This window comes from Cellulomonas hominis (assembly GCF_014201095.1).
GTDB lineage: Bacteria > Actinomycetota > Actinomycetes > Actinomycetales > Cellulomonadaceae > Cellulomonas > Cellulomonas hominis.
The window spans coordinates 4,115,617-4,140,823 of the sequence record NZ_JACHDN010000001.1 but is presented as its reverse complement, the minus strand read 5'-3'; the positions used below and the strand labels follow the sequence as shown (position 1 = coordinate 4,140,823).

27 protein-coding genes are annotated in these 25,207 nt (G+C 76.7%); 18 read left to right on the top strand and 9 right to left on the bottom strand.

Annotated features, from left to right (window positions below; all coding sequences use genetic code 11):
• Window positions 1–153: 153 nt before the first annotated feature.
• Window positions 154–1,125, top strand: a complete 972-nt coding sequence (locus HNR08_RS22840; protein WP_183835235.1) for a D-alanyl-D-alanine carboxypeptidase family protein — start codon at window positions 154–156, stop codon at window positions 1,123–1,125.
• A gap of 10 nt (window positions 1,126–1,135) precedes the next feature.
• On the opposite strand, the gene HNR08_RS19635 is transcribed toward HNR08_RS22840, so the two are convergent.
• A complete protein-coding gene (locus HNR08_RS19635) occupies window positions 1,136–2,005 on the bottom strand; it encodes a formate/nitrite transporter family protein (RefSeq protein WP_146840312.1) in 870 nt (289 codons plus the stop codon).
• A 20-nt stretch (window positions 2,006–2,025) separates the two neighbouring features.
• Window positions 2,026–2,607 carry a DinB family protein gene (locus HNR08_RS19630; RefSeq protein WP_146840310.1) on the bottom strand — a complete coding sequence of 194 codons (582 nt, stop codon included), beginning with the start codon at window positions 2,605–2,607 and terminating at the stop codon, window positions 2,026–2,028.
• A gap of 63 nt (window positions 2,608–2,670) precedes the next feature.
• On the opposite strand from HNR08_RS19630, the gene HNR08_RS19625 reads away from it, so the two are divergent.
• The 5 genes from HNR08_RS19625 (at window position 2,671) to HNR08_RS19605 (ending at window position 6,917) form a co-directional block, all read left to right on the top strand.
• Complete coding sequence (locus HNR08_RS19625; RefSeq protein WP_146840308.1) at window positions 2,671–3,660, top strand: phosphotransferase family protein; 990 nt, start codon at window positions 2,671–2,673, stop codon at window positions 3,658–3,660.
• Between the two features lie 75 nt (window positions 3,661–3,735).
• On the top strand, window positions 3,736–4,446 hold the full coding sequence (locus tag HNR08_RS22835) for an ANTAR domain-containing protein (RefSeq protein WP_146840306.1): 711 nt from the start codon (window positions 3,736–3,738) through the stop codon (window positions 4,444–4,446).
• Between the two features lie 171 nt (window positions 4,447–4,617).
• Complete coding sequence (locus HNR08_RS19615; RefSeq protein WP_146840304.1) at window positions 4,618–5,346, top strand: ANTAR domain-containing protein; 729 nt, start codon at window positions 4,618–4,620, stop codon at window positions 5,344–5,346.
• 120 nt (window positions 5,347–5,466) lie between these two features.
• Entirely contained in the window at window positions 5,467–6,006 is a 540-nt protein-coding gene (locus tag HNR08_RS19610) for a flavodoxin family protein (RefSeq protein WP_146840302.1), read from the top strand.
• Between the two features lie 53 nt (window positions 6,007–6,059).
• Window positions 6,060–6,917: an aminotransferase class IV gene (locus HNR08_RS19605; protein WP_246803172.1), complete on the top strand. Its 858-nt coding sequence runs from the start codon at window positions 6,060–6,062 to the stop codon at window positions 6,915–6,917.
• 13 nt (window positions 6,918–6,930) lie between these two features.
• Here HNR08_RS19605 and HNR08_RS19600 read toward each other — a convergent pair whose 3' ends face one another.
• On the bottom strand, window positions 6,931–8,082 hold the full coding sequence (locus HNR08_RS19600) for a M20/M25/M40 family metallo-hydrolase (protein WP_146840300.1): 1,152 nt from the start codon (window positions 8,080–8,082) through the stop codon (window positions 6,931–6,933).
• A 25-nt stretch (window positions 8,083–8,107) separates the two neighbouring features.
• Complete coding sequence (locus tag HNR08_RS19595; RefSeq protein ID WP_146840298.1) at window positions 8,108–9,394, bottom strand: sensor domain-containing phosphodiesterase; 1,287 nt, start codon at window positions 9,392–9,394, stop codon at window positions 8,108–8,110.
• 138 nt (window positions 9,395–9,532) lie between these two features.
• On the opposite strand from HNR08_RS19595, the gene HNR08_RS19590 reads away from it, so the two are divergent.
• Genes HNR08_RS19590 through HNR08_RS19580 form a run of 3 tightly spaced genes read left to right on the top strand, consistent with a single transcriptional unit; the run spans window position 9,533 to window position 12,772 of the window.
• Window positions 9,533–11,407: a glycosyltransferase gene (locus tag HNR08_RS19590; protein ID WP_146840296.1), complete on the top strand. Its 1,875-nt coding sequence runs from the start codon at window positions 9,533–9,535 to the stop codon at window positions 11,405–11,407.
• Window positions 11,352–12,503: a hypothetical protein gene (locus HNR08_RS19585; RefSeq protein ID WP_146840294.1), complete on the top strand. Its 1,152-nt coding sequence runs from the start codon at window positions 11,352–11,354 to the stop codon at window positions 12,501–12,503. The genes HNR08_RS19590 and HNR08_RS19585 overlap by 56 nt, the downstream gene beginning before the upstream one ends.
• 59 nt (window positions 12,504–12,562) lie before the next feature.
• Window positions 12,563–12,772: a hypothetical protein gene (locus HNR08_RS19580; protein WP_146840292.1), complete on the top strand. Its 210-nt coding sequence runs from the start codon at window positions 12,563–12,565 to the stop codon at window positions 12,770–12,772.
• Window positions 12,773–12,863: 91 nt separating this feature from the next.
• Here the strand turns inward: HNR08_RS19580 and HNR08_RS19575 are convergent, their stop codons facing one another.
• The 3 genes from HNR08_RS19575 to HNR08_RS19565 form a co-directional block, all read right to left on the bottom strand.
• Window positions 12,864–13,448: a Dps family protein gene (locus tag HNR08_RS19575; protein ID WP_146840290.1), complete on the bottom strand. Its 585-nt coding sequence runs from the start codon at window positions 13,446–13,448 to the stop codon at window positions 12,864–12,866.
• 100 nt (window positions 13,449–13,548) lie between these two features.
• Entirely contained in the window at window positions 13,549–14,442 is an 894-nt protein-coding gene (gene ligD, locus HNR08_RS19570; protein WP_146840288.1) for a non-homologous end-joining DNA ligase, read from the bottom strand.
• Window positions 14,439–15,380 (bottom strand): ATP-dependent DNA ligase, encoded by a 942-nt coding sequence (locus tag HNR08_RS19565; RefSeq protein ID WP_221287178.1) that lies wholly within the window; start codon window positions 15,378–15,380, stop codon window positions 14,439–14,441. Before HNR08_RS19565 ends, ligD begins: the two co-directional genes overlap by 4 nt.
• Before the next feature lie 78 nt (window positions 15,381–15,458).
• On the opposite strand from HNR08_RS19565, the gene ku reads away from it, so the two are divergent.
• The 5 genes from ku to HNR08_RS19540 all read left to right on the top strand — a co-directional run bounded on the left by ku (window position 15,459) and on the right by HNR08_RS19540 (window position 19,631).
• Window positions 15,459–16,493 carry a non-homologous end joining protein Ku gene (gene ku, locus HNR08_RS19560; protein ID WP_146840284.1) on the top strand — a complete coding sequence of 345 codons (1,035 nt, stop codon included), beginning with the start codon at window positions 15,459–15,461 and terminating at the stop codon, window positions 16,491–16,493.
• A gap of 3 nt (window positions 16,494–16,496) precedes the next feature.
• Complete coding sequence (locus HNR08_RS19555) at window positions 16,497–17,564, top strand: PHP domain-containing protein (protein ID WP_146840283.1); 1,068 nt, start codon at window positions 16,497–16,499, stop codon at window positions 17,562–17,564.
• A gap of 147 nt (window positions 17,565–17,711) precedes the next feature.
• Complete coding sequence (locus HNR08_RS19550) at window positions 17,712–17,993, top strand: HU family DNA-binding protein (protein WP_146840281.1); 282 nt, start codon at window positions 17,712–17,714, stop codon at window positions 17,991–17,993.
• Between the two features lie 160 nt (window positions 17,994–18,153).
• Entirely contained in the window at window positions 18,154–18,555 is a 402-nt protein-coding gene (locus HNR08_RS19545; RefSeq protein WP_210737247.1) for a Fur family transcriptional regulator, read from the top strand.
• Between the two features lie 20 nt (window positions 18,556–18,575).
• Window positions 18,576–19,631 (top strand): threonine aldolase family protein, encoded by a 1,056-nt coding sequence (locus HNR08_RS19540; protein ID WP_308169183.1) that lies wholly within the window; start codon window positions 18,576–18,578, stop codon window positions 19,629–19,631.
• Window positions 19,632–19,860: 229 nt separating this feature from the next.
• Here HNR08_RS19540 and HNR08_RS19535 read toward each other — a convergent pair whose 3' ends face one another.
• Both HNR08_RS19535 and HNR08_RS19530 read right to left on the bottom strand, forming a co-directional pair.
• Entirely contained in the window at window positions 19,861–21,696 is a 1,836-nt protein-coding gene (locus HNR08_RS19535; RefSeq protein ID WP_146840753.1) for a DEAD/DEAH box helicase, read from the bottom strand.
• 236 nt (window positions 21,697–21,932) lie between these two features.
• Complete coding sequence (locus HNR08_RS19530; protein WP_146840752.1) at window positions 21,933–22,358, bottom strand: CoA-binding protein; 426 nt, start codon at window positions 22,356–22,358, stop codon at window positions 21,933–21,935.
• 110 nt (window positions 22,359–22,468) lie between these two features.
• Between HNR08_RS19530 and clsA the strand changes: the two genes are divergently transcribed.
• Genes clsA through HNR08_RS19510 form a run of 4 tightly spaced genes read left to right on the top strand, consistent with a single transcriptional unit; the run spans window position 22,469 to window position 25,171 of the window.
• Entirely contained in the window at window positions 22,469–23,080 is a 612-nt protein-coding gene (gene clsA / locus HNR08_RS19525; RefSeq protein ID WP_146840751.1) for a cardiolipin synthase ClsA, read from the top strand.
• Entirely contained in the window at window positions 23,077–24,081 is a 1,005-nt protein-coding gene (locus HNR08_RS19520; protein WP_146840750.1) for a DUF881 domain-containing protein, read from the top strand. The genes clsA and HNR08_RS19520 overlap by 4 nt, the downstream gene beginning before the upstream one ends.
• Entirely contained in the window at window positions 24,078–24,410 is a 333-nt protein-coding gene (locus HNR08_RS19515) for a small basic family protein (RefSeq protein WP_146840749.1), read from the top strand. The genes HNR08_RS19520 and HNR08_RS19515 overlap by 4 nt, the downstream gene beginning before the upstream one ends.
• Window positions 24,407–25,171: a DUF881 domain-containing protein gene (locus HNR08_RS19510; RefSeq protein WP_146840748.1), complete on the top strand. Its 765-nt coding sequence runs from the start codon at window positions 24,407–24,409 to the stop codon at window positions 25,169–25,171. The genes HNR08_RS19515 and HNR08_RS19510 overlap by 4 nt, the downstream gene beginning before the upstream one ends.
• Window positions 25,172–25,207: the final 36 nt, after the last annotated feature.

The following is a 25,207-nucleotide window of genomic DNA, read 5'->3' as shown; positions in this document are numbered from 1 at the left end:
GGCGTCCGTCACCACTCAGATCCGGTCGGCGCGTCGTCAGCCGGGTCGCGCGCCCGGCGGCGCCTGGACCTGGGCGGACATCCGGCGGACACTGGGGGACCGACCACCCCAGGCCGGCCCAGGCCACCGCCGTTCGACCCCAGGAGCACCGCCGTGACCCCGCGCCCCCAGCACGCCCGAGGGACGCGCGCGCGACGCGGGCGGCACCGGCCGGCGGGGGACGCCGGGCGTGCGGTGCGCCGGGGGACGCAGGCGCTCGCGACGGTGGTCGCCGGCGGGCTCGCGCTCGGCCTGGCCGTGCACGACGGCGGCCTGCTCGACCCGCCCGACCCCCACCGGACCCGGACCGCCGCACCCGCCGCCGACCCGGCCCCCCGGGCGTCCGCCGGAGCCGAGGACCGAGGGCCGGCCCCGGCTGCGACCCCGTCGACCGCGGGCCTCGCCCCGGCCGGCGACCCGCGCCCGTCGCTCCGGACGCCCGACATCCCGTGGAGCACCCCCGAGGAGCTCACGCCGCCCGCCCGAGCCGGCCTGGACCTCGCGCGGGAGTCGACGACGGACCCCGCCTCCGTGTGGATCGTGGTGAACAAGGCCCTGCCGCTGCAGCCCGCGACCTGGTCCCCGCCGGACCTCGTCGCGGTCGGCGCCTACCAGGTGCGCGCGGTCGTGCAGGACCCCCTGACCCGGATGCTCGCGGCCGCCGCCGCGGACGGGGTCCGCCTCGAGCTGCGCAGCGGGTTCCGGTCGTACGACTACCAGGCCGGGGTGCACGCCGGCTGGGCCGCGCAGGTCGGCGCCCCGCGCGCGGACGAGGTCTCGGCCCGCCCGGGGCACAGCGAGCACCAGACCGGCCTCGCGGTCGACGTGGGCAGCGGGAGCCGGCCCGACTGCGACTTCCAGGACTGCTTCGCCGAGACGGACGAGGGCCGGTGGGTGGCGGCGCGCGCGGGGGAGTTCGGGTTCGTGGTGCGGTACACCGCCGCGGGTCAGGCGGTCACCGGGTTCGCCGCCGAGGGCTGGCACCTGCGGTACGTCGGCACTGACCTGGTCGGCGAGATGCAGCGCCGGGGCGTCGGCACGCTCGAGGAGCTGTTCGACCTGCCCGGCGGCCCCGCGTACCGCTGACCGGTGCCCGCTACCGCCCGGCGGGCGGCTGCGCGTTCTGGCGCAGCCACTCCGTGTCGTCGTTGACGTAGGCGTAGTACAGGCCGATGAGCAGCCCGCCGCCGAGGAAGTTGCCCAGCAGGGCGATCCCGACGTTGCCCGCCGCGGCCCCGAGGTCCAGCCCCTCCTGCAGCCCGACGATCGAGAACAGCACGGTGTTCGCGACGGAGTGCTCCAGGCCGAGGAACGCGAAGATGAACACGGACGTGATCATCACCAGGCACTTGGTCAGGTCGTCCTTGATGAGGCCGTTGTAGACGAGCAGCATCGCGATGTTGATGCAGAAGTTGCACAGCAGCGCGCGGACCAGCAGGTCGACCCACCCGACGGGCCCGTCGGCGACGTACGCGAGCTTGTGGGCGACGGAGTCCACCATCTCGTCCAGCGGCGCGCCCTCGACCAGGGTGGAGAACCGGAGCAGCACGGCGACGAACAGCCCGCCGAGGACGTTGCCCAGGTAGCAGAGGCCGAGCAGCCGCAGGGCGCGTCCCCACGAGGTGCGCCGGTGGTACGCGCCGATCGAGACGATCATCATGTTCGACGTCAGCAGCTCGGAGCGCGAGTAGTAGATGAACACCAGCGCCCAGCCGAACACCACGGCGCCGACCACCCGCCCGACCGGCCGCAGCGTGTCGTCGCCCACGCCGACCGCCGTGAACGCCGCGAGCACGGCGTAGTAGGTCGCGTACAGCAGCCCGATGATCACGCCCGCCATCGCCGCGCGCTGCAGGTACCGGCGCGCGAGCCCGCCGGACATGGTGGTCTTGGTCTCGAGGACCTCCAGGGCGGTGCTGATGAACTGCTTGCCCGGGAACAGGGACTGCGGGTCGGCGGGACTCACGGCGGACACGGTGCCACAGGTCAGAGGCGTGACGCAGCCCGGGCGGCGTCCTCGATCCGCGCGCGGTGCGCCGCCCAGCCGGCGTCGTCCCGCGGCGACAGGTTCGGGTCCGCCGGCCCGTCGCCCGCCCGGCCGTCGATCGTCTCCCGCAGGATGTCCGCGTGGCCGGCGTGCCGGGCGGTCTCGGCGACCAGGTGCACGAGCACCCGGTGCAGCGTCACGTCCGCGCGGTCGTCCGGCCACCACGGCACCCGGCCCGGGGCGTCGAGCGGCAGCGCCTCGATCGTCGCGTCGGCGTGCGCGGCCGAGAAGGTGTGCAGCTCCCGGACCTGCTCGACCGTCTCGTCGGCGGGCAGCCACAGGTCGGCGTCCGGCTCGGCCCCGTCGGCGAACCACGGCAGCGGGCGCCCGGACGGGCGGCCGAAGACCACACCGAGGTAGTCGAGCTGCACGCTCGCGACGTGCTTGACGAGGCCCGCGAGGTTGGTGCCCGTCCGCGTCACCGGGCGCCGGGCGGCGTAGTCGTCGAGCCCGTCGAGCGCGCGGAGCAGCCCGTCCCGCTCGGACCGCAGGTACCGGTGGAGCATCGCCTTGTCGTCCATCCGGCCCAGTCTGCCCCGGAGGTCCCACACGCGGCGCCGGGACCCGCCGCTACCGTGGCCGCCATGCTGCGCACCGAGCCCGACCAGCACCTGCGCGACGCCCTGCCCGGCGTCCTCGCCCCGCTCGGGGAGGTGGTGGACCTCGAGCGGCTGACCGGCGGCATGTTCGCCACCACCTTCCGTGCGACGCTCGCCGACGGCACCCGCGTGGTGGCGAAGACGGCGCCCACCGCCACCGAGCGGCTGCTCACCTACGAGCTCGACCTGCTCCGGACGGAGGCGCAGGTCTACCGGCTCGGCGCGGACCGCCCGGAGCTGCTGCTGCCCCGCCTCCTGCTCACCGACTTCAGCCGGACGGCCGTGCCGTCGGACGTCGTGGTCGCGAGCCACCTCGACGGCGCCCCGCTCACCGAGCTCGCCGTGGGCGGCCGCCTGCCGGACGACATGCGCGAGCGCGTCCGGCCCCAGCTGGGGGCCCTCATGGCGCGGCTGCACGCGGTCACCGGCGAGCGGTTCGGCTACCCGAACCCGGCCGCGGGCCTGCAGGCGGGCACGTGGCCCGAGGCCTTCGCGCGGATGACCGGCGCGCTGCTGGAGGACGCCGCCCGCTCGGGGACCGGCCTGCCCGTCGCCGCGATCCGGGCCGCGCTGCACCGGCACCGGGGCGCGCTCGCCGAGGTGCGCCGGCCGGTGCTGGTGCACACCGACCTGTGGGACGCGAACCTGTTCGTCGACCCGGCCACCGTCACGCTCACCGGGCTGATCGACCCGGAGCGCGCCGTGTGGGGCGACCCGCTGCTCGAGCTCGCCGGCGCCGACCAGACCGGTCTCGGGCCCGTGCCGGAGGCCCTGCTGGCGGGGTACGCCGACGCCGGCGGGGTGCTGGCCCTGGGCACGCCGGCAGGCGACGCCCGGCTGCTGCTGTACCGCCTGTACATGTCGCTCGTGCTGCTCGTCGAGATGGGGCCCCGGGGGTACTCCGGCCCGGAGGCCGACGCGCACCGGGCCGGGTGCGAGCGCAACCTGGGCGCCGTGCTCGACGCCCTGGGGTAGCCCGCCCGCCCGGCCGCGCCGGACCGTGCGCGCGCTCGGCGTGCGGGACCGTGCCGTGGGCCCGACACTGGCCGCGTGACGGACCGCCACGACCTGCTGCTGGCCCTGGCGCGCGCGGTCGCGCGGCAGCGCGCCGGCGCCGGGCCGGAGGGGCTGTGCCGCGCGGCGGTCGCGCTCCTCGGCGCCGACGGCGGCTCGGTCACCTGCGCGCCGGCCGAGCCGGCCGGCGCCACGGTCTGCGCGACGGACGAGGTCGCAGCGCGGCTCGCGGACCTCGAGGAGGTCGTGGGCGACGGGCCCGCGGTCCGGGCGTTCCGCGAGGGGCGGCCGGTGACCGCCGTCCTCGGCGCGGACACGCCCGTGCCGGCGTCGCTGGCCGCCTTCGCGGCCGCCGCCGCGGGCATCCCCGGGGACGGCCGGCCGCTCGTGGTCCGCGCGTGGCCGGTGCGCGCGGCACGCGGACCGGTGGCGGTCCTGGCCGTGCACGGGGCGGCCGGGAGCCCGGACGGGGCAGCCGGCCCGGAGGGCCGCGACGGGCCGGGCGGACCGCGCACCGACCCGGGGCAGGTGCTCGCCGACGCGCTCGCGCCCGCCCTGCTCGGCGCCCCCGAGCCGCCCGGCGGCGGGCCGGTGCAGCGCGCGGTCGGCATGGTCGTCGCGCAGACCGGCCGCCCGCCGCACGACGCGCACGCCCTCCTGCGCGCCCGTGCCTGGGCCGAGGGCGTGCGGCTCGCAGACGTCGCGGCGGACGTCCTGGACCGCCGGACCGCGTTCGGCGGGCGCTGACGCCTCACCCGGACGGGGGACGCCCGGGCGCGTGCTCCACCCGCACGGCCGCGGCGGTGGTGGCGCGACCCGGCGACGTGCCACGATGACCGGGCGTGTCCGGCAGCGCACGCACCCGATGCGGCTCGTCGACGAGCCCCGCGCGTCATCCGCTGCCCAAAGGGGGCGGACATGACGGAGGGACGTGCGGCCACGCCCGGTTCCGAACCGGAGCGCAGCGTGCGGGCGATGCTCGACGACCTCGTGCGGTCCGCGTCCGCGGCGACCGGTGCCGCGGCGGAGGCCACCGTGCGGGTGCGGCGCCGGGACGGCGATCGCGGGCTCGCGGCGGTCGGGGACCGGGCGGCGGCGTGCGACGGCGTCGGCGACCGGGCCGGCGGCGCCGCCCCGTGGCGCGCCCTCCTGGACGAGCCCGGCGAGGTGGTGCTCCCCGACCTGGCCGAGGCGTCGGCGTGGCCGGGCTGGCGGGACGCCGCCGTGGCCGCCGGGTTCGGCTCCGCGGTGGTGGTCGCGGCCGAGGTGCCGCGCGGCGGTCGCGTCGCCCTGTCCCTGTACCTCGACGCACCCGGCGCGGCCGGCCCCGCCGAGGTGCGGCGCGCCGCGGGCTTCGCGGGTCAGGTCGCGTCGCTGATCGCCCTGCACAGCTCCATCCCGGTCCGGCCCGCCCCCGCGCCGGCCGTGCTCAGCGCGCGGCGGTCGCGCGCCGGGATCGAGCAGGCCGTCGGTGCGCTGATGGAGGTGCGCGGCTGCCCGGAGGACGAGGCGCGGCACGTGCTCGCGGTGCTGGCCGCCGAGCAGGGGCGCAGCGTCGAGGCCGTGGCCGCGTCCGTGGTCGAGCACGCCGCCCGGTCGGTCCGGACCGCCCGCCCGGCGCCGCACGCGGAGGCGCTGCCCGACTGACGCGCCGACCTGCCGGCGCGGGAGCCCCACCGGGACCGTCGGCCCAGGCCGGGGCCGGCCGGGGGTCCTACGGTGGACGGCCAGCGGCCGGAGGGCGGCCGCCCGGGCAGGGGAGGCGCCGTGCGCGCGCACGTGGTGTACGAGAGCATGTTCGGGAACAGCCGCGCCGTGGCGCACGCGGTGGCCGAGGGGCTCCGGGCCGCGCTGCCCGACGCCGACGTCACGGTGGTCAACGTGCTCGAGGTCGCGGACGACCTGCGCACCGACGTCCTGGTCGTCGGCGGGCCGACGCACGCCTTCTCGATGAGCCGCCCCGAGACCCGCGCGAGCCGGCCGACCCACCTCACGACGGACGAGGCCCGGCGCGCGGCGGAGAGCCAGCCCGGCGCCGACGCGGGCCGCGGCGTCCGCGAGTGGCTGGAGCAGCTCACCGCGGTGCCCGCCCCGGTCGCGGCGACGTTCGACACCCGGGTGAACCGCCCGGTGCCGAAGCGCGCGGCGAGCGGCATGGCCCGGCGGCTGCGGTCCGCGGGCTGCCGGCTGGTGGCCCCGCCGCAGGGGTTCTTCGTGCACGGCATGCACGGCCCGCTGGCGGACGGCGAGCTGGACCGGGCGACCGCCTGGGGCGGCCTGGTGGCGCGCGCGGCGCTGGAGGGCTGAGCCCCGTACGCTGCGGTCGGTCACGACGGCACGGACGGGAGCGGGGTGCGGCGGTGGTGCAGGACGTCACGTCGACGGTGTTCTGGGTGAACGGGCGGCTGGTCCCCGAGGCGGAGGCCACGACCTCCGCGCGGGACCACGGCTTCGTCGTCGGGGACGGGGTGTTCGAGGCGGTCAAGGTCGACCGCGGCCGGATCTTCGCCCTGACCCGGCACCTGGAGCGGATGGCGCGCTCGGCCGCGGGCATCGGCCTGCCGGGCTTCGACGTCGAGCGGGTCCGCCGCGCCGCGCACGAGGTGGTGGAGGCGAACGCCCCACTGCTGACCAGCGCGTTCGACCTGCTGCGGATCACGTTCACGGGCGGCCCCGGTCTGCTCGGCAGCGGGCGCGTCGACGGGCCTCCGACGCTGGTGCTCGGCGTGACACCGGGGCACGACCCGGACCCGGAGACCGCCGTGATCACCGTGCCGTACCGGCGCAACGACGTCGGGGCGCTCACCGGGCTGAAGACCACCTCCTACGGCGAGAACGTCCTCGCGCTCGCGCAGGCCCACGCGGCCGGGGCGAGCGAGGCGGTGTTCGCGAACACCCGCGGGCAGCTCTGCGAGGGCACCGGCACCAACGTGTTCGTCGTGCGCGGCGGCGAGCTGCTCACCCCGCCGCTGTCGTCCGGCTGCCTGGCCGGCGTGACCCGGGCGCTCGTGCTCGAGTGGCACGGCGGCCGGGAGGCGGACCTGCCGTACGACGCGCTGCGGACCGCCGACGAGGTGTTCCTCACCTCGACCGGGCGGGACGTGCAGCCCGTCGTGGCCGTGGACGGGGCGCCGGTCGGCGACGGGGCGCCCGGCCCGGTGACCCGGGAGGCGGCGCGGGTGTTCGCCGAGCGGCAGCGCGAGCACGTCGACCCCTGACCCCGCGGGAGCCTCAGACGGCGTGCAGGACCGCGGCGAGCAGCGCGGCCCGGTCCGCCACCGAGGGCAGCCGCACGTGCTCGGTCGCCGCGTGCGCCCCGCCGCCGAGCGGGCCGAACCCGTCGAGCGTCGGCACCCCCGCCGCGCCGGTGAGGTTCGTGTCCGCCGCCCCGGGCGCGGGCGCGCCGGTGACCTCCTGCCCGACGCGCACCCCCGCGGCGGCGACGGCCTCGAGCAGCGCGGCCGACGCCGACCCCGGCTCCCAGGGCGGGCGGCGGGAGAGCACCTCGGCTCGCACGTCGGCGCCGTCGCGCACCGGCTCGGGCGCCGTCAGCCGGCGCAGGACGGCGCGCTCGGCGTCGGCGGTGACGAAGCGCAGCCCCAGGTCCGCCCGCGCGTGCGCGGCGACGACGTTGGTCCGGGTGCCGCCGACGACGGTCCCGACGTTGGCGAGGACGGTCGGGTGCCGGTCGAGGTACCGCCGGGCGGCCAGCAGCTGGTCCACCAGCTCGTCGGTCGCGGACACCCCGGCGTCCGGGTCCACCGCCGCGTGCGCAGCGACGCCCGTGACGTGCAGCCGCAGCCGGGTCGACCCGCGCCGGGCGGTCTTCAGCCCGCCGTGCGCCCCCGGCGCCTCCAGCCCCAGCACGTAGCCGGCCGCCGCGGCGGCGTCGCGGACCAGCCCGGCCGACGCCGGCGACCCGACCTCCTCGTCGGGCGTGATCAGCAGCCGCACCGGTCGGTGGTCGAGCCGCAGGTCGCGCAGCAGCGCCGCGGCGGCGAGGGCCACGACGATCCCGGCCTTCATGTCGTAGGTCCCCGGCCCGTGCACGACGTCGCCGTCCCGGCGCACGGGCACCGCGCCGACGGCGTGCACGGTGTCGTGGTGCGCGAGCAGCAGCGCCGGATCGCGCCCCGCCCGCGGTCCGCGCCCCGGCAGGTCCAGCAGCACGGCGTCGCCGGCGGCGCGGTCGGCGGTCGGCACCCGCCCGCCGCGGAACCCGGCGGACCGGCCGTCGGCGACCAGCACGCCGGCCAGGGCGTCCAGCCGGGCGGTGTCACCGGTCGGGGTCTCGTGGCGCGCGTACCGGAGCAGGCGCTCGGCGTCCGCGGGCAGCCGCTCGCGGGCGGCGTCCGGGAGCCGGCCGAGCGCGGGACCCGTCATGCCAGCCGAACCTAGGCCCGGTGCGTCACGCCCGCGAGTCGGCGCCGAACCGGCGCAGCAGGGCCTGGGCGGCGCGCGCGACGAGCCCGTGCTCGTGCGTCACCGCGAACTCGAACTCCCGCGCGGCGTCGACCCGGCTGCCCGGGGCGGCGTCCGGCGCGGCGCGCACCTCGCGGGCGACGAGGGCGACCGACTCGTGGGCGCCGAGCACGACGACGGCCCACTCCCGCGCGAGCGGCTCGGCCGGGTCCAGGGCGGCCCAGCGCACCCCGCCGGGCAGGTCGGCGACCTCCCCGGACCCCAACGCCCCCACGAACGGCAGCCGCTCGGCGAGCCGGCCGTACCGGCGGGCGGACCGGCCGCCGAAGTACCGCGCGTCCTGGAACGCGCCGAGGACCAGCGGCGGCACGCGGTGCGCGACAGCGGCGACCTCCAGGGTGCGGGACAGCGGCAGCAGCAGGTGCTTCGGGGCGAGCCGGACGTCCCGGCGGGCGGCCACCATCTCGAACGGCGTGGCGTCGCCGCCGAGCGGGGCGTGCGGGCGGGGGAGCCGCCCGGCGTGCCGGTCACCGGCGGGCAGCGCGCGCTGCGGACGGCCGAGGTACCAGCCCTGGCCGAGGTCGGCGCCGAGCACGAGGGCCCGGGTGAGGTCCTCGCGGGTCTCGATGCCCTCGGCCACCACCCGCGCGCCGGTCGCCTCGGCGCGGGCGCGCACGGCGCCGGCCACGGTGATCGTCTCCGGGTCCTCGAGCGTCCGCAGCAGCTGCAGGTCCAGCTTGATGACCTCGGGCGCCAGCAGCGGGATGAAGGCCAGGGACTCGGGGACCGCGCCGACGTCGTCCAGCGCGATCGCGCAGCCCGCGGCGCGCAGCCGTGCGGCGGCGTCCAGCATCCCGGCCGGGTCGTGCGCGAGCGCCCGCTCGGTGACCTCGACGACGACCCGCACGTGCGGGTCCCGGCGGGCCAGCGTCTCGAGCACCAGCGGCAGGTGCCGGGACAGCGTGCGCGGCTCGATGTTGAGGAACAGCGTGTGCGACGCCCCGCCCGACGCCCGGGCGGCGTCCGCGAGCGCCCGCGAGATGGACGCGCGCTCCAGCTCGCCCAGCAGCCCCGCGGACTCGGCGGCGTCCAGCACGTCCAGCGGCGAGTCCCATCCGGAGCCCTCGGGGGTGCGCAGCAGCGCCTCGCGGCCGAGGACCTCGCCGGTCGCGAGCTCGACCACGGGCTGGTAGACGCAGTGCACGCTCCCGGAGCGCAGCAGCTCGGGCACGGGCACCCGCCCCCGGCGACGCGGCTCGGACAGGACGGTCACCCCCTTCCCATCGGCCGGGTGCGCCCGGGTCTGAACGTCCTGGTCGGATCGCTTTCCTGCAGAGGCGGCCCCGGTGGCCGATCGGTAGCGTGGCCGCCGGACCGGGTGGCACCCGGCGCACGGGGGACGGAGGGGTACGTGGCACGGCACCAGCAGGAGCGGCGGGTCGGCGACCACCTGGTCGACCGGGGGCTGGTGGGCAAGGCCACCCTGGACGCCGCGCAGCGGGTGGCGGCCGAGTCGGGGGCGCGCATCGGGGACGTGCTCATCGCGATCGGCGCGCTGGACTCCGTGCAGCTGACCCGGGCGCTCGCCGACCTGTGGGGGCTGCCGTACGCGTCACCGACCCGGTCGGCGGACGCGCCGGACGTCCCGGGGCTCGACGTCGGCGACCTGCTCGCGGAGGGCTGGCTGCCCCTGGAGCGGCGCGGCGACGGCGTACCGGTGGTCGCCGTCACCGACGAGCCGACGCCGGACCTGCGCGCCCGGATCGCCGCGGCGCTCGGCGAGGAGCCCTTCCTCGTCCTGGCCGACCGCGGGGAGCTGCAGCAGGCGGTGCTCGAGCGCTACGGGACGGACCTCCGGGACCGCGCGAGCCTGGGTCTGTGGGGTCGCTCGCCGGACCAGTCCGCGCGCACCGTGCTCGTGCCGTGGCAGCGGGTCGCCCTCGTCGTCGCGCTCGTGCTGGTGGTGCTCGCGGCGGTGGCGGACCTGCGCCTGGTGGTCGTCACGCTGTCCGTCCTCGTCGGGTTCGCCTTCCTCGTCGGCACCGGGTTCAAGTTCTGGGCGTCGCTGCGCGGGGCGCGCATGGAGCACGTCACGCGCACCGACCCCGCCCGCCTCGCCGCGCTGCCGGACCACGAGCTGCCCCGCTACACGGTGCTCGTCCCCGTGTACAAGGAGGCGAACATCGTCGCGAACCTCATCGGGAACCTCGGGGCGCTCGACTACCCGGCGCACCTGCTCGAGGTGCTGATCCTCGTGGAGGAGGACGACACCGAGACCCGGGCGGCCGCCGAGGCCGCGCACCCGCCGGCGCACTTCCGGTTCATCACCGTGCCCGCGGGCGCCCCGCAGACCAAGCCGAAGGCGTGCAACGTCGGGCTGGAGTTCGCCACGGGGGAGTACCTCGTGATCTTCGACGCCGAGGACAAGCCGGAGCCCGACCAGCTCAAGAAGGCCGTCCTGGCGTTCCGCGACGCCGGCGAGGACCTGGTCTGCGTGCAGGCGGCGCTGAACTACTTCAACGCCGAGGAGAACGCCCTCACCCGGATGTTCACCCTCGAGTACTCGTTCTGGTTCGACTACATGCTGCCGGGCCTGGAGTACAACCGGCTCGCGATCCCGCTCGGGGGCACGTCGAACCACTTCCGGGTCAGCGGGCTGCGCCGGCTCGGCGGGTGGGACCCGTACAACGTCACCGAGGACGCCGACCTCGGCATCCGCGCGTCCGCCGAGGGGATGCGGGTCGGGGTGATCGACTCCACCACGTACGAGGAGGCGAACACCTCGTACCCGAACTTCGTCCGGCAGCGGTCCCGGTGGATCAAGGGCTACATGCAGACCACGCTCGTGCACCTGCGGCACCCGTTCCGGCTGGTCCGCGTCGCGGGGCTGCGGCAGACGCTGTCGTTCCTGTTCCTGGTCGGCGGCACGCCCGCCACCTTCCTCGCGGTGCCGCTGCTGTACGCCGTGTTCCTGGCGTCCCTGCTGCTGGAGCCGGAGCAGCTGTCGTTCCTGTTCCCCGGGTGGGTGCTCTGGCTGTCCCTGTTCAACCTGGGCGTCGGCAGCGCCCTGATGATCTACGTCTCGATGATGGGCGCGTTCAAGCGCCGCCGGTACGGCCTGGTCCTGTGGGGGATCGCGAACCCGGCGTACTGGCTGCTGCACTCCGTCGCCGCGTACAAGGCGCTCTGGCAGCTCGTCACGAAGCCGCACTACTGGGAGAAGACCGCACATGGCCTCACTGGTCTCGCCGCTGCCCCGCACCCGGTCCCGGCGGGCCGCGGCTGACGTCTGGCCGGTGCACCCGGCGGCCCGGTGGCTGACCCGGGCCGCGTTCGCGCTGCCGTACGTGCTCGTCGCCCTGGTGTCGCAGGGCTCGCCGTGGACGGCCACCGCGAACGAGGCGCTGGCCGCGCGGGGCGACCTCGTGCAGTGGGGCGACACGTCGCTCGGCTGGACGGCCGAGGTCTTCCCGCCGCTGTCGGCGGCCCTGTCCTCGCTGCTCGGCGGCAGCCCGTTCCTCATGAACCTGCTCGCCGCGGCCGTGCTGGGCTTCACGCTGCAGCGGCTCGCCGGCGTCCTGGTGCGCGAGGGCCTGGGGGCGTGGGCCACCGCCGCGGTGATGGGCATCTTCGTGCTCGCCCCGCCGCTGTACTACCTCGCGGCCAACGACCTGGAGTCCCTGCTCGGCATCGCGCTGCTCGTGCTGGCGCTCGACGGCATCGCGTCCTTCGTCGAGCAGCGGTCCACCGAGGCCGGGTTCCGCGCCGGCCTCGCGCTCGGCGTCGCCGTCATGGTCGACCCCGGGGCCTGGCTGTACGCGCTCACGCTGGGCGCCGCGGCACCGTTCTTCGCGCGCCGCGCCGGGCAGGAGGGACGGGGCGCGCACAGCGCGACGGTGGCGGTGCTGCTGTTCCCCGCGGTCGCGGCCGTGCTGTTCTGGCTGTACGTGTCGTGGTGGTTCGCCGCCGACCCGCTGGGCGGGCTGGGGCACGCGGCGGCCGACGGCTGGTTCCCGGGCGGGGTGGCCGCGTCCGCGGTCGCCGCGGCGCAGCAGGTGTCCCTCGCGCTGCTGGTGAGCCCGCTGGTGCTGATCGCGTGCGTGCTGCGCGCCGTCCGGGACCCGTGGTCGCTCATCGCCCCCGGCATCGCCCTGGTCGGTCTGTACCTCTCGCTGTGGCTCGGGCTCCGCGAGGCCGCCGGCCAGACCTACGTCGTGCTCGCCGCGCTGTACGTCCTGCTGCTGGCGCCCCGGGCGCCGAGCGCGCGCCGGCGGGCGCTCGTGGTCGGAGCCGCGCTGCTCCAGCTCGCGCTCGGGTGGGCCGCGGTCCTCACCGTCCCGTCGGCGCTCGGGGAGTGGGCGCGGACGCTCGCCGGCGGGTGACCGCGCCGGGGCGCCCTCCCGGGTGGTCGGGGCCGCGGGATCGGGGTACAACCGGGACTATGACCACCCGCCCCCGGAACCTCACCTCCGACCCCGCCGCCGAGCACCTCGCCGAGCCCCGCGCCTCCGAGGCCGAGCTCCGCGCCCAGGACGCCCGCTCCGGCGGCGACCCCACCGGCGCGCCCCGGTCGCTGCGGGACAGCGAGCTGCTGCCCGACGACGAGGCCATCGCCGCCTCCGACGACTGGGACGAGCCCGAGCGGCTCTGAGCCGGCCGCCCGCGCCGCCCGCGCACAGCACGAGGCCCCGGTCACCCCCTGGTGACCGGGGCCTCGGCGTCTCGCGGCCGAGCCTCGCGGCTCAGCGGTCCTCGGCCTGCTTCGCGGCCTTGCCGGCGCTGCGGGCGGCGGCCTTCTCGGTGGTGGCGCCGTGGGTGCTCAGCTCGCCGCCGGCCGACTCCAGGTGCGCCCGGACGAACCAGTGGAACAGCTCGAGCTCGTGCAGGTGCCCGATGAGCAGGTCGTTCGTGACCGTGTCCAGGTCCTCGGTGTCGTCCGCGGCCTTGCGGTGGTCCTCGATGACGCCGACGTAGACCTCGTCGAGAGCGCCCAGGTGCTCGATGGCACCTGCCCGGCCGATGGAGTAGTCGTCCCAGGTGCGGTCCGCGACCAGCGCGCCCGGCGTGCCCACCGGCGCGACGCCGAGGGTGGCGATGCGCTCGGCGATCGCGTCGACCATCGCGCGCACCGCGTCCACCTGCGGGTCGATCATCTCGTGCACCGCGATGAAGTGCGGGCCGGTGACGTTCCAGTGGATGTGCTTGAGGGTGAGGGCCAGGTCGTTCAGGGCGTTCAGCCGCTTCTGCAGGACCGCGGCCACCGCCGCGCCGTCCTCGACCGTGAGCGACGGGACGGTGTACTTCGGCAGTTCCGTGCGGCGAGCCATGGCATGTCCTCCTCGTGACGTCCTCGGCGTCCGGCGACGCCGTCCGCCCTCCACGCTGCCGCAACCCGCGCGGGTCCGCAATCGCAGGTGAGGCGCCCGCTCAGGCCCCGCCGGCGCGCGCGAAAGGGTCGCCGTCGGCGTCGAGGCGCGCGAGCACCTCGGCGGGGGAGAGCTGGCTCAGGTCCGGCCCGATCTCGTCCCACGACCGCGGCGCCGCCACCGCCGGGCGCTCCCGGCCGCGCAGCGAGTACGGCGTGATCGTGGTCTTCGCCGGGTGGTTCTGCGACCAGTCCACCAGCACCCGCCCCCCGCGCGCGTCCTTGCGCTGCACGGCCACCACGAGGTCGGGGTGCGCCGCGGCGAGCTCGTACGCCAGGTCCCGCGCGTACTGCCGGACCTCCATCGCGGTGCGGCGGCCGTCCAGCGGCGCGTAGAGCTGCAGGCCCTTGCTGCCGGAGGTCACCGGGACCGTCGTCGTCAGCCCGTCGGCGCGCAGCCGGTCCGCGACCAGGTGCGCCACCCGCGCGCACTCCGCGAGCCCGGCCGGCGCGCCCGGGTCCAGGTCGACCACGAACCGGTCGGGGTTCCGGACGCCGCCGCGCGGCCCGACCCGCCACTGGGGCGTGTGCAGCTCGAGCGCGCCGCCGTTGGTCGCCCACACCAGCCCCGCGACGTCGTCCAGGAACGGCAGGTCGAGCTCCTTGCCCTCGTCCTCGGCTCCCGGGGCTGCGCGCAGCGTCTGCCGCCGCAGCCAGGACGGGGCGCCCCGCGGGGTGTTCTTCTCGAAGAACCGCTCGCCGCCGACGCCCTCGGGGAACCGGATCCGGGTGACCGGGCGGTCCTTCAGCTGCGCCAGCAGCGCGGGCGCCGCGCGCACCACGTAGTCCACGGCCTCGGCCTTGGTCGTGCCGGTCGCCGGGTACAGCACCCGGTCCAGGTGCGTCAGGCGGACGTCCCGGTCGCCCACCCGGACGGACTGCGGCTGCTCGGTCACGGGGCCTCCCACGGGTCGGGGCCGACGTCGGTCCGCCGGCCGCGGATCACCGGCTGCCGGAGCCGGCCGGACGGGGTGCGGGTCAGGTACCGCACGTCGAGCACGACCTCGGGCCGCACCCACACGCTGCCGCGGACGTCCACCGGCTCGAGGCGCTCGGCGAACGGGGACGCGTCCGCCGTCAGCGGCGCCAGCACGGCGGCCAGGTCCCGGGCGGCCGCGCCCGCGAGGCCGCTGCCCGCCCGGCACAGGAAGCGCAGCCCGCCGTCCGCGTCCGGCGCGCCGAGCAGCACCGCGCCCAGCCGGCCGCTGCCGGTGCTCTCCGGCCGCCAGCCGCCGACCAGCGCGGCGCGGGTGCGGTGGTGCACGGCCTTGACCCAGTCCGCCGACCGGCGCCCCGCCTGGTAGGTCGAGGTCGCGCGCTTCGCCACGACGCCCTCCAGGCCCTGCGCCCGGGTGGCCGCCCAGATCAGCGGGCCGTCGTCGTACACGGGCGACAGCCGGGCGGGCTCCGGGAGGTCGAGGGTCTCGAGCGCCGCGCGGCGCTCGGCGAACGGCCGCCGGGTCAGGTCGGTGCCCGCGAGCGCCGGCACGTCGAACACGAGGTACGACACCGGCACCCGCCGTGCCAGCGCCGCCGCCCGGGCCGGGTCCCGCACGTGCATCCGCTCGGCCAGCGCCACGAACGACGGCACGCCGTCGCGCAGGGCCAGCACCTCGCCGTCGAGCACCGTGCCCGGCGGGAGGGCCGCCGCGAGCGCCTCCAGCTCGGGGTACGCGGCGGTCGCGTCGCGGCCGTTCCGGCCGACGAGCCGCAGCCCGTCGCCGGTGTGCTCGGCCAGGATGCGGACCCCGTCCCACTTCACCTCGAACCGCCACTCCGGGCCGTACGGGAGCCGCGCGGCGCCGCCGACCTGGGCCGCAGGGGTGGCGAGCATGGGCTGCACGGGTCCATCCTGCCCAGGACACGACGTTTCGTCGCGGGGGAGCCGCCCCGCCGGGGAGGGTGGTCGCTGATGCGCGCGATCTGGAAGGGTGCCGTCGCGTTCGGGCTGGTCAACGTGCCCGTCAAGCTCTACGCCGCCACGGGGGAGCACGAGGTCCCGCTGCACCAGGTGCACAAGAAGGACGGCGGGCGGATCCGGTACAAGAAGTTCTGCAGCATCGAGGACGAGCAGGTCGAGTACGCGGACATCGCGAAGGGGTACGAGACCGACGACGGCCAGCTCGTCGTCCTCACCGACGAGGACCTGGACCGGCTGCCCCTCGCCACGGAGCGGGAGATCGAGGTCATCGAGTTCGTCCCCGGCGACCAGGTCGACCCGATCCTGCTGGCCAAGACCTACTACCTGGAGCCGGACCGCACCGCCGCGAAGCCGTACGCCCTGCTGCGCGAGGCCCTGACCAGCACCGACCGGATGGCCGTCGTGAAGGTCGCGCTGCGGCAGCGGGAGTCGATGGCGGTGCTGCGGGTGCGGGACGACGTCATCTGCCTGCAGACGCTCCTGTGGCCGGACGAGGTGCGGGAGGCGGACTTCCCGATCATCGACCAGGACGTCACGGTCAAGCCCCAGGAGCTCGCGATGGCGTCCTCCCTCGTGGAGTCGCTGGCCGGGGACTTCGACCCGTCGGGGTTCGAGGACCGGTACCGCGCCGCGCTGGAGGAGGTCATCGAGCAGAAGGTGTCCTCCGGCCGGACGCAGGCCGTGCCGCAGCCGGAGGAGGTCGGCGAGGGCGGGCAGCAGACCGGCGAGGTCGTGGACCTGCTGGCCGCGCTGCAGCGGTCGGTGGAGAAGGCCCGCGCCGGGCGGGGGGAGGGGGCTGCCGAGGCCGCGGAGCCCGCCGGGTCGGCCGAGGAGGAGGCCACCGGGACGAGCGGGCGGAAGGCACCGGCACGGTCGTCGCGGAAGAAGAAGGCCGACGACGAGCCCGCGAAGCCCGCCCGGTCCTCGCGCGCGAAGGCGTCCGGCACCGGGACCGCCGCCGCGAAGAAGGCCGAGGAGCCGCCGGAGGACAAGCCCGCCCGGCCCCGCCGCAAGCGGGCGTCCTGAGGCGTGGCCGGCACGGGCGCGGACGCCGCGCAGGTCCGGTCCGACGTGGTCGCCGCGCTGCGGCGCGCCGCGTACCTGCTCGAGCGCGGCGGCGCGACGTCGTACCGGGCGGACGCGTTCCGCGCCGCGGTGCGGTCCCTGGAGCGGCTCGACGCCGGTGAGCTCGCCGCGCGCCTGGCGGCGGGCACCCTCACCGACCTGCCCGGCGTCGGCGCACGCACCGCGGAGGTCGCCGACGCGGCGGCCGCCGGGGGACCGGTGCCGTACCTCGTCGACCTCGAGCAGAAGTACCCCGCCGCCGAGGCCACCGGCGCCGGCGCGGACCTGCGGGCGGTCCTGCGCGGGGACCTGCACGCCCACACCGAGGCGAGCGACGGGTCCACCACCGCGCAGGAGATGGTGCTGGCCGCGATGGAGCTCGGGCACGAGTACCTCGCGATCACGGACCACTCGCCGCGGCTGACGGTGGCGAACGGCCTGTCGCCCGCGCGGCTGCGCGCCCAGCTCGACGCCCTGGACGCCCTCAACCGGGCCATCGCGCCGTTCCGGGTGCTCACCGGCATCGAGGTCGACGTCCTGGACGACGGGGCCCTCGACCAGGAGCCGGAGCTGCTGGACCGGCTCGACGTCGTCGTCGCGTCGGTGCACTCCAAGCTCCGGATGGACCGCGCCGCGATGACCCGCCGGATGCGCGCCGCCGTCGCGAACCCCCTGGTGGACGTGCTGGGGCACTGCACCGGGCGCCAGCTGACCGGCAAGCGGCAGCGCCCGCAGAGCGAGTTCGACGCGGAGGCCGTCTTCGCCGACTGCGCGGAGCACGGCGTGGCGGTCGAGATCAACTGCCGGCCCGACCGCCTGGACCCTCCGCACGCGCTGCTGGACGTCGCCGTGGACGCCGGCTGCCTGTTCACGATCGACACCGACGCGCACGCGCCCGGGCAGCTGTCCTGGCAGCCGGTGGGGTGCGACCGGGCCGCCGCCCACGGCATCGGGCCGGACCGGGTGCTCGACGCGTGGCCCCTGGACCGCCTCCTGGGGCACCTCGAGGGCCGCCGGGCGACCCCCGTCTGAGGGGTCCGGGACACGCCTGACCCGCGTGGTTGTGCGGGAAGGGTGCCATGTGCCGTTAAGGTCGTCCGCGTCGGTCCGCCGGGATCAGCGCCCCGCGGGGCAGCCGCACGGACCGCACACCCCGTTCGATCCACAAGGAGCACATCCGTGAGCGTGAACCGCACCGAGCTCGTCCAGGCCATCGCCGCCAAGGCCGGGCTCACCAACACCGCTGCCGACGCCGCCCTCAAGGCCTTCCAGGAGGTCCTGGTCGAGCAGCTCAGCGCCGGCGAGAGCGTGACCATCCCCGGCCTGCTCGCGGTGTCCCGCGCCGACCGCGCCGCCCGCACCGGCATCAACCCGCAGACCGGCGAGAAGCTGGACATCCCGGCCGGCTACCGCGTGAAGCTGACCGCCGGCAGCGCCCTCAAGCGCGCCGTCGCCAACTGAGCGACCCCGCACCGCACCGCGAGCCGGGGGTCCCGTCGGGGCCCCCGGCTCGCGGCGTCCCGGGGGCGGTCCGGGACTGCCCGGGCCGCCGCCGGTGTTGAGTATGATTGTCAACCGCCCGACGGGGGCGGAGCGGGAAGGAGCAGGCACGATGGCCGTCATGCAGCGCAACACCAAGCAGCGCGCGGAGATCCTCACGCTGCTCGACGACCTCGACGAGTTCCGCAGCGCCCAGCAGCTGCACGACCTGCTCAAGGGCCAGGGCTCCACCACGGGCCTGGCCACCGTCTACCGCGCCGTCCAGACGCTCGCCGACGCCGGCGAGGTGGACGTGCTGCGCTCCCCGGAGGGGGAGGCCGTCTACCGGCGCTGCGTGCGGCGCAGCCACCACCACCACCTGGTCTGCCGCTACTGCGGCAAGGCCGTGGAGATCGACGGTCCCGGTGCCGAGGCCTGGGCCGAGCAGGTGGCCGGCGCCCACGACTTCTCCGACGTCGAGCACACCATCGAGCTCGTCGGCACCTGCGCCGAGTGCCGGGCGGCGCGCGCGGGGCAGCCCTGACGCTGCGGCAGGATGGTCGGGTGGACAGACTGCACGACCCCGACCGACGCGAGCTCGGCTCCGACAACTACGCCGGGGTGCACCCCGAGATCCTGGCCGCCCTGGCCGCCGCCAACGAGGGGCACGTCCCCGGCTACGGTGCCGACCCGTACACCGCGCACCTGCAGGAGGTGCTCCGCGGGCTGTTCGGCCCGGACGCCACGGCGTACCCGGTGTTCAACGGGACCGGCGCGAACGTCCTCGCGCTCCAGACCATGCTGCCCCGCTGGGGCGCCGTGATCTGCGCGGAGACCGCGCACATCAACACCGACGAGAACGCCGCGCCCGAGCGGGTCGGTGGCCTCAAGCTCCTCACCGTGCCGACCCCCGACGGCAAGCTCACCCCGGAGCTCGTGGCGACCCGGGCCCACGGCTTCGGCGACGAGCACCGCGCCCAGCCCGGCGTGGTCTCGATCACCCAGGCCACGGAGCTCGGCACGGTGTACACGCCCGACGAGATCCGGGCGGTCGCCGAGCACGCGCACGCCCTCGGCCTGCGGGTGCACCTGGACGGCTCGCGGCTGGTCAACGCGGCCGCCGCCCTCGACGTCCCCCTGCGCGCGCTCACCACCGACGTGGGCGTCGACGTCATCTCGCTCGGCGGGACCAAGAACGGCGCGCTGTTCGGGGAGGCCGTCGTCGAGCTCACCCCCGGGTCGACGCCCGGCATCGCCTACCAGCGCAAGGTCGACATGCAGCTCGCGTCCAAGATGCGGTTCGTGTCGGCGCAGCTCATCGCCCTGTTCGAGGGCGACCTGTGGCTCCGGTCCGCCCGGCACGCGAACGCCATGGCGGCGCGGCTCAGCGCCGGGGTGTCCCAGGTCCCCGGCGTGCGGGTCACGCAGCCGACCGAGGCGAACGCGGTGTTCGCGGCCCTCCCCGCAGGCTGCGCCGACGCGCTGCGCGAGGTCCGGCGGTTCTACGACTGGAACGCCGCGACCGGCGAGGTGCGGTGGATGTGCGCCTTCGACACCCGCGAGCAGGACGTCGACGCGTTCGTCGCGGCCGTCCGCGAGGTCGTCACCGCCGCGGCCTGACCCGCCCCGGGACGACGTCCCCGCCCGCGCGCCGGCCGTACCTCGGCACACAGCGGACGCCGAGATCGGTCGCCCGCGCCGAGATCGGTCGGTGCGGCGACCGATCTCGGTCGGGAGCGCCGATCTCGGCGAGCCCGGCGCCCGACCCGGTCCCGCTCCGGGGGCCGCGCCGGCGGGGCGAGCCATCGGCGCGCGGGGGGAACGGGGCGGGCGCGGCCCTCGCGGCGGGTCAGCGCGGGGCGGACGTCCGGCGGGGGCGGGCGTCGCGGTCGCGGTCCCGGTCGCGCGGGGTGTGGTGCGCCGGGCCGCGGGAGGCGCCGCGCTCCGGGCGGGCGCCGCCGCGCGGGCCCTCGTCCACGCGGATGCGCAGCGGGCGGCCGGCGACGCGGGCGCGCCCGATGCGGTCGAACGCCTCGGGCGAGAGGCCGCCCGGGATCTCTACGAGCGAGAACGTCGAGAAGATGTCGATCTTCCCGAGGTCCTTGCCGTGCAGGCCGCCCTCGTTCGTCAGCGCACCGACGATCGCGCCGGGCTGCGCGCCGTGCTGGTGCCCGACGGACACGCGGTACCGCAGGCCGCCGGTCGGGCGCGCGGGGTTCCGGCGCCGCTCGCCCTCGGGGCCGCCGTCCCGGCCGCGGGGGGCGCCGCGCTCGGGCGCGAGCCGGGCCCGGGACAGGGCGTCGTCCAGGTCGTCGCCCTCGGTCGCGCGGGGCGCGGGGCCCTCGTCGCCGACGGCGAGCGCCGCGAGGACGGCCACGAGCTCGGCGGTGTCCACCTCGGGGTGCGCGGCGAGGAACTCCCCGGCCGCGGTGCGGTACAGGTCCAGGCGGCCGGCGTCGCGGCGCGCGGGCACCCGCTGGAGCAGCTTCGCGACCCGGTGCGCGGAGACGTCCGCGGGGGACGGGATGTCGATCTGCTCGAGCCGCTGGCGCGTGGTGCGCTCGATGGCGCGCAGCCGGCCCTGCTCGTTCGGGGTGACGAAGGTCAGCGCCTCGCCGGTGCGGCCCGCGCGGCCGGTGCGGCCGATGCGGTGCACGTAGGCCTCGGGCTCGCCGGGGACGTCGAAGTTGACGACCAGGCCGATGCGCTCGATGTCCAGGCCGCGCGCGGCGACGTCGGTGGCGACCAGGACGTTGATCGCCCCGGTGCGCACGCGCTCGACGATCTTCTCCCGGTCGGCCTGCGCGACGTCGCCGGAGATGTAGGCCGCCGCCACGCCGCGCTCCACGAGGGAGACCGCGACGTCCTCGGCCGCGCTGCGGGTGCGGACGAACACGATCGCCGCGTCGGCGTCCGTCACCGCGAGCACGCGGGCGAGCGCGCCGGCCTTGTGCCGGAACGGCACGACCGCGTACGTCTGCTTGACGCTGGTCACGGTGGACGACTGCCGGGACACGGTGATCTCGACGGGGTTCGTCAGGTGCTGCGCGGCCACGCGGCGGATCGCCTGCGGCATGGTCGCGGAGAACAGGGCGACCTGGCGCTCGGCCGGGGCGGCGGACGCGATGCGGTCCACGTCCTCGGCGAAGCCCATGCGGAGCATCTCGTCGGCCTCGTCCAGCACGAGGAAGCGCACGGCGTCGAGGACCAGGCTGCCGCGGTCCAGGTGGTCGATCACGCGGCCGGGCGTGCCGACGACGACCTGCGCGCCGCCCTTGAGCGCGCGCTGCTGCGGCAGGTACGGCGCGCCGCCGTACACCGGGACGACCTCGAGTCCGGGCAGGTGCGAGGCGAACGACTCGAGCGCCTCCGCGACCTGCATGGCGAGCTCGCGGGTCGGCGCGAGCACCACGGCCTGCACCTCGCGGCGCTCCGGGTCGACGGCGGCGAGCAGCGGCAGGCCGAACGCGGCGGTCTTGCCGGTGCCGGTCTGGGCGACGCCGGTGATGTCCCGGCCGGACAGCAGCGCGGGGATGGCCTCCGCCTGGATGGCGGTCGGCGTGGTGAAGCCGAGCTCGGTCACGGCGGCGCGCAGGGGCGCGGGCAGGTCGAGGTCGGCGAAGGTGACGGCGGGCGCCTCGGGGGCGTCGTCCGCGGGCAGGGCAGGGTCGAGCACAGACGTCATCGGGTCAGGCACCGTTCGTGTCGCTGGGGGGAGCTGCGTCATCCGGCCCGGTCGGCCGGTCGTCGAGTCGCGCTCCCACACCCACACATCACGAGGCCCTGGGCCTCGGCACGCACATCACGGGAACCTGCGACTCACTCCGAGATGCCCCAATCGTACCGGGCGGGCCCCCGCCACCGCCGGACGGGGCGCGGTGACCTCGGGCACAGCGGCCCGCGCCGCCCGGCCCGGACCCCTCAGCCCAGGCCCAGCCGCCGGCCCTCGATCGCCGGGCACGCGTCCATCACCACGTCGAGCCCCGCCGCTGCGGCCCGCGCCGCCGCGTCCTCGTCCACGACGCCGAGCTGCAGCCACACCGCCCCCGCCCCCGCGGCGACGGCCTGGTCCACGACGTCCCCGGCGAGCGCGGAGTTGACGAACACGTCCACCACGTCGACGCGCCCGGCCGCCGCGACCGCCTCGGCGACGGTCCTCACGCCGGCTGCCCCGTGCACCGTCTCGGCGCGCGGGTGCACCGGCACGACCGCCTGCCCGAGGTCCTGCAGGTACGCCGCCACGCCGTACGCGGCACGGGCGCGGTTGGTCGACAGCCCGACGACCGCCCAGGTGCCGCGCGAGGTGAGCAGGCGGCGGATCACGGCGGGGTCGTTGACGTGGGCCATGCCGCCCAGCGAACCACACCGGCCCCGAGCGGGTGGCTGACGTGGCCCTGGGGGTGGGGGACCGGTGCGTAGGATGGGGCGTTGATCAGGAACGACAGGCAGGAGCGGGCGTGGCCGAGCGCGACGTGGTGAGCGACCGCGTCCTGACCGTGCCCAACGTGATCAGCCTGGTCCGGCTGCTGATGGTGCCGGTCTTCGCGGTGCTGATCGCGGCGGGCCACGACGGCTGGGCGCTGGTCGTGCTGGCGGTGTCCGGCGCGAGCGACTGGCTGGACGGCGTGCTGGCGCGCCGGCTGGGGCAGGTGTCCCGGCTCGGCCAGGTGCTCGACCCCGCGGCCGACCGCCTGTTCATCCTCGTGACCCTCCTCGGCCTGGCGGCGCGCGACGTCGTCCCGTGGTGGCTGGTCGCGGTGCTGCTGGCGCGCGAGGCGATGCTGCTCGTCATGCTGATCGTGCTCGCCCGGCACGGCTACGGCCCGCTGCAGGTGCACCTCGCGGGCAAGGCCGGCACGTTCGCCCTGCTGTACGCCTTCCCGCTGCTGCTGCTCGCGCACTGGGGCACCTGGGTGGGCGACGTCGCGTCGGTGCTCGGCTGGGCCTGCGCCTGGTGGGGCGTCGCGCTCTACTGGTTCGCCGGCCTGCTGTACGTCCGGCAGGCGTGGACGCTCGTGGGCCGCCGGGGCGGCGCGGACGCGGGCGAGCCCCGCACGGTGGCCGTGTGACCCCACGCGACGGCGCCGCCGCACCCGGCCCCGCGCGCACGACGGGCCCCGGACCGGGCGCCCGCCGCCCGGACGCCTCGATGTCCCTGCTGACCGAGGTGATCCGCAACCCGCTCGACCCGGAGTACCGGGACGCCGCCGAGCGCCGCGCCCGCCAGGGCAAGACCCGGCGGCGCGGGGGTGTGGGGACCGCCGCGGTCGTCGTGCTCGCCGTGGCACTCGGCACGGCGACGACCTGGTCGGTGCTCGCGCTGCGCGCCCCGCAGCCGTCGGCGCTCGCCGCGCGCGAGGTGCTGGCCGGGCAGATCGAGGAGCGCAGCGCGGAGGTGGAGCGGCTGCGCGACCGCAGCGCCGCCCTCGCGGAGGAGATCGGCACGCTGCAGCAGGGCGCGCTGTCGGCGGCCGAGTCGCCGCTGCTCGACCAGCTCGCGGCCGACTCGATCACGTCGGGCGCCGCGGCGGTCGGCGGCGAGGGGCTGCGGATCACGCTCGAGGACGCGGACCAGGCGGTCGGGGCGGACGACCCGGACTCCCGCGTGCGGGACAGCGACCTGCAGATCGTCGTCAACGGCCTCTGGGCGTCCGGCGCGGAGGCGATCGCGGTGAACGGCGAGCGGCTCGCCACGACCACCGCGATCCGCACCGCCGGGGACGCCATCCTCGTGGACGTCGTGCCGCTGGTCGGCCCGTACACGATCGAGGCGGTCGGCGACCCGCAGGAGATGCAGACCCGGCTCACCCGGACGTCGGGCGGGCAGCTGCTGGCGGTCCTGCAGTCGACGTACGGCATCCGCACGCAGGTGTCGTCGCAGCGCGAGCTCGCGCTTCCGGCGGCGGGGACGGTGACGCTGCGGTCGGCCCGGCTGCCCGAGGGCGTCGCGGTCGTCCCCGGCGGGGACCGGAGTCCGTCCGGGACCGCCCAGCCGTCGGGCACACTGTCCACGGGGCCGGAGCCGCGGGCGGCGGCCGGCGACGCGCACGACAGCGAGGGGGACCTGTGATCGCGGTCATCGGACTGGTCATCGGCGTGGTGGCGGGCCTGGTGCTGGAGCCGACCGTCCCGGCGGTGCTGCAGCCCTACCTGCCGATCGCGGTGGTCGCGGCGCTGGACGCGCTGTTCGGCGGCCTGCGCGCCGTGCTGGACGGCCTGTTCGACGACCGGGTGTTCCTCGTGTCGTTCCTGTCGAACGTCGTCGTGGCCGCGCTGATCGTGTTCCTCGGCGACCAGCTCGGCGTCGGCTCGCAGCTGTCCACCGGCGTGGTGGTCGTGCTCGGCATCCGGATCTTCTCGAACGTGGCGGCGATCCGCCGGCACGTGTTCAAGGCATGACGGTGCCCGACGACGCCGCACCGGCACGCGACCCGCAGCCCGTCGTCGGCTGGCGGGCCCTCGGCCGGGCCCTGCGGCCCCGCGCGACCCGCGCGCAGGCGCTCACCGGCGTGCTGTGCGTCCTGCTCGGCTTCGCGATCGCGGTGCAGGTGCGCCAGACGGACGCGGAGAGCCTCACGACGATGCGCGAGTCCGAGCTCGTCTCGCTGCTGGACCAGACGACCCGCCAGGCCGACGAGCTGCAGGACCAGGTCTCCGAGCTCGAGCGCACGCACCAGGAGCTGCAGTCCGGGTCGACCAGCCGGGAGGCCGCCCTGGACGCGGCCACCCGCAGCGCGGCCGCCCAGGGCATCCTGTCCGGGCGGCTGCCCGCGGAGGGCCCGGGCGTGACGATCACCGTCCGGGACCCGGAGCAGCAGGTCTCGGCCCTCACGCTGCTGAACGTGCTCGAGGAGCTCCGGAACGCCGGCGCGGAGGCCGTGCAGCTCAACGACCAGCGCCTCACGGCGTCGTCCTACGTCCTCGGCACGGACGACGGCGTCGAGGTGGACGGCACCCTGATCTCGCCGCCGTACCGCTGGGTCGCGATCGGCGACCCGGACACCATCGCGACGGCCCTGGCGATCCCCGGCGGCGCGCTCGCCAAGGTGCAGATCGACGGCGGCACGGCCGGGGTCGAGTCCCACGACCTGGTCGAGGTGACCGCGACGCGCACGGTGCCGGACCCGCAGTTCGCGACGCCGCGCTCGGCCGACGACTGAGCGGCCGCGCCGCGCGGCGCACGTCACCCAGGAGGC

Coding starts and splice junctions, on each gene's coding strand:
- HNR08_RS19630 (WP_146840310.1), bottom strand. CDS start 2,607: ATGGACGACAAGGCGATGCTCCACCGGTACCTGCGGTCCGAGCGGGAC.
- HNR08_RS19625 (WP_146840308.1), top strand. CDS start 2,671: ATGCTGCGCACCGAGCCCGACCAGCACCTGCGCGACGCCCTGCCCGGC.
- HNR08_RS19615 (WP_146840304.1), top strand. CDS start 4,618: ATGACGGAGGGACGTGCGGCCACGCCCGGTTCCGAACCGGAGCGCAGC.
- HNR08_RS19600 (WP_146840300.1), bottom strand. CDS start 8,082: ATGACGGGTCCCGCGCTCGGCCGGCTCCCGGACGCCGCCCGCGAGCGG.
- HNR08_RS19585 (WP_146840294.1), top strand. CDS start 11,352: ATGGCCTCACTGGTCTCGCCGCTGCCCCGCACCCGGTCCCGGCGGGCC.
- HNR08_RS19580 (WP_146840292.1), top strand. CDS start 12,563: ATGACCACCCGCCCCCGGAACCTCACCTCCGACCCCGCCGCCGAGCAC.
- HNR08_RS19575 (WP_146840290.1), bottom strand. CDS start 13,448: ATGGCTCGCCGCACGGAACTGCCGAAGTACACCGTCCCGTCGCTCACG.
- HNR08_RS19565 (WP_221287178.1), bottom strand. CDS start 15,380: ATGCTCGCCACCCCTGCGGCCCAGGTCGGCGGCGCCGCGCGGCTCCCG.
- ku (WP_146840284.1), top strand. CDS start 15,459: ATGCGCGCGATCTGGAAGGGTGCCGTCGCGTTCGGGCTGGTCAACGTG.
- HNR08_RS19545 (WP_210737247.1), top strand. CDS start 18,154: ATGCAGCGCAACACCAAGCAGCGCGCGGAGATCCTCACGCTGCTCGAC.
- HNR08_RS19535 (WP_146840753.1), bottom strand. CDS start 21,696: ATGACGTCTGTGCTCGACCCTGCCCTGCCCGCGGACGACGCCCCCGAG.
- HNR08_RS19530 (WP_146840752.1), bottom strand. CDS start 22,358: ATGGCCCACGTCAACGACCCCGCCGTGATCCGCCGCCTGCTCACCTCG.
- HNR08_RS19510 (WP_146840748.1), top strand. CDS start 24,407: ATGACGGTGCCCGACGACGCCGCACCGGCACGCGACCCGCAGCCCGTC.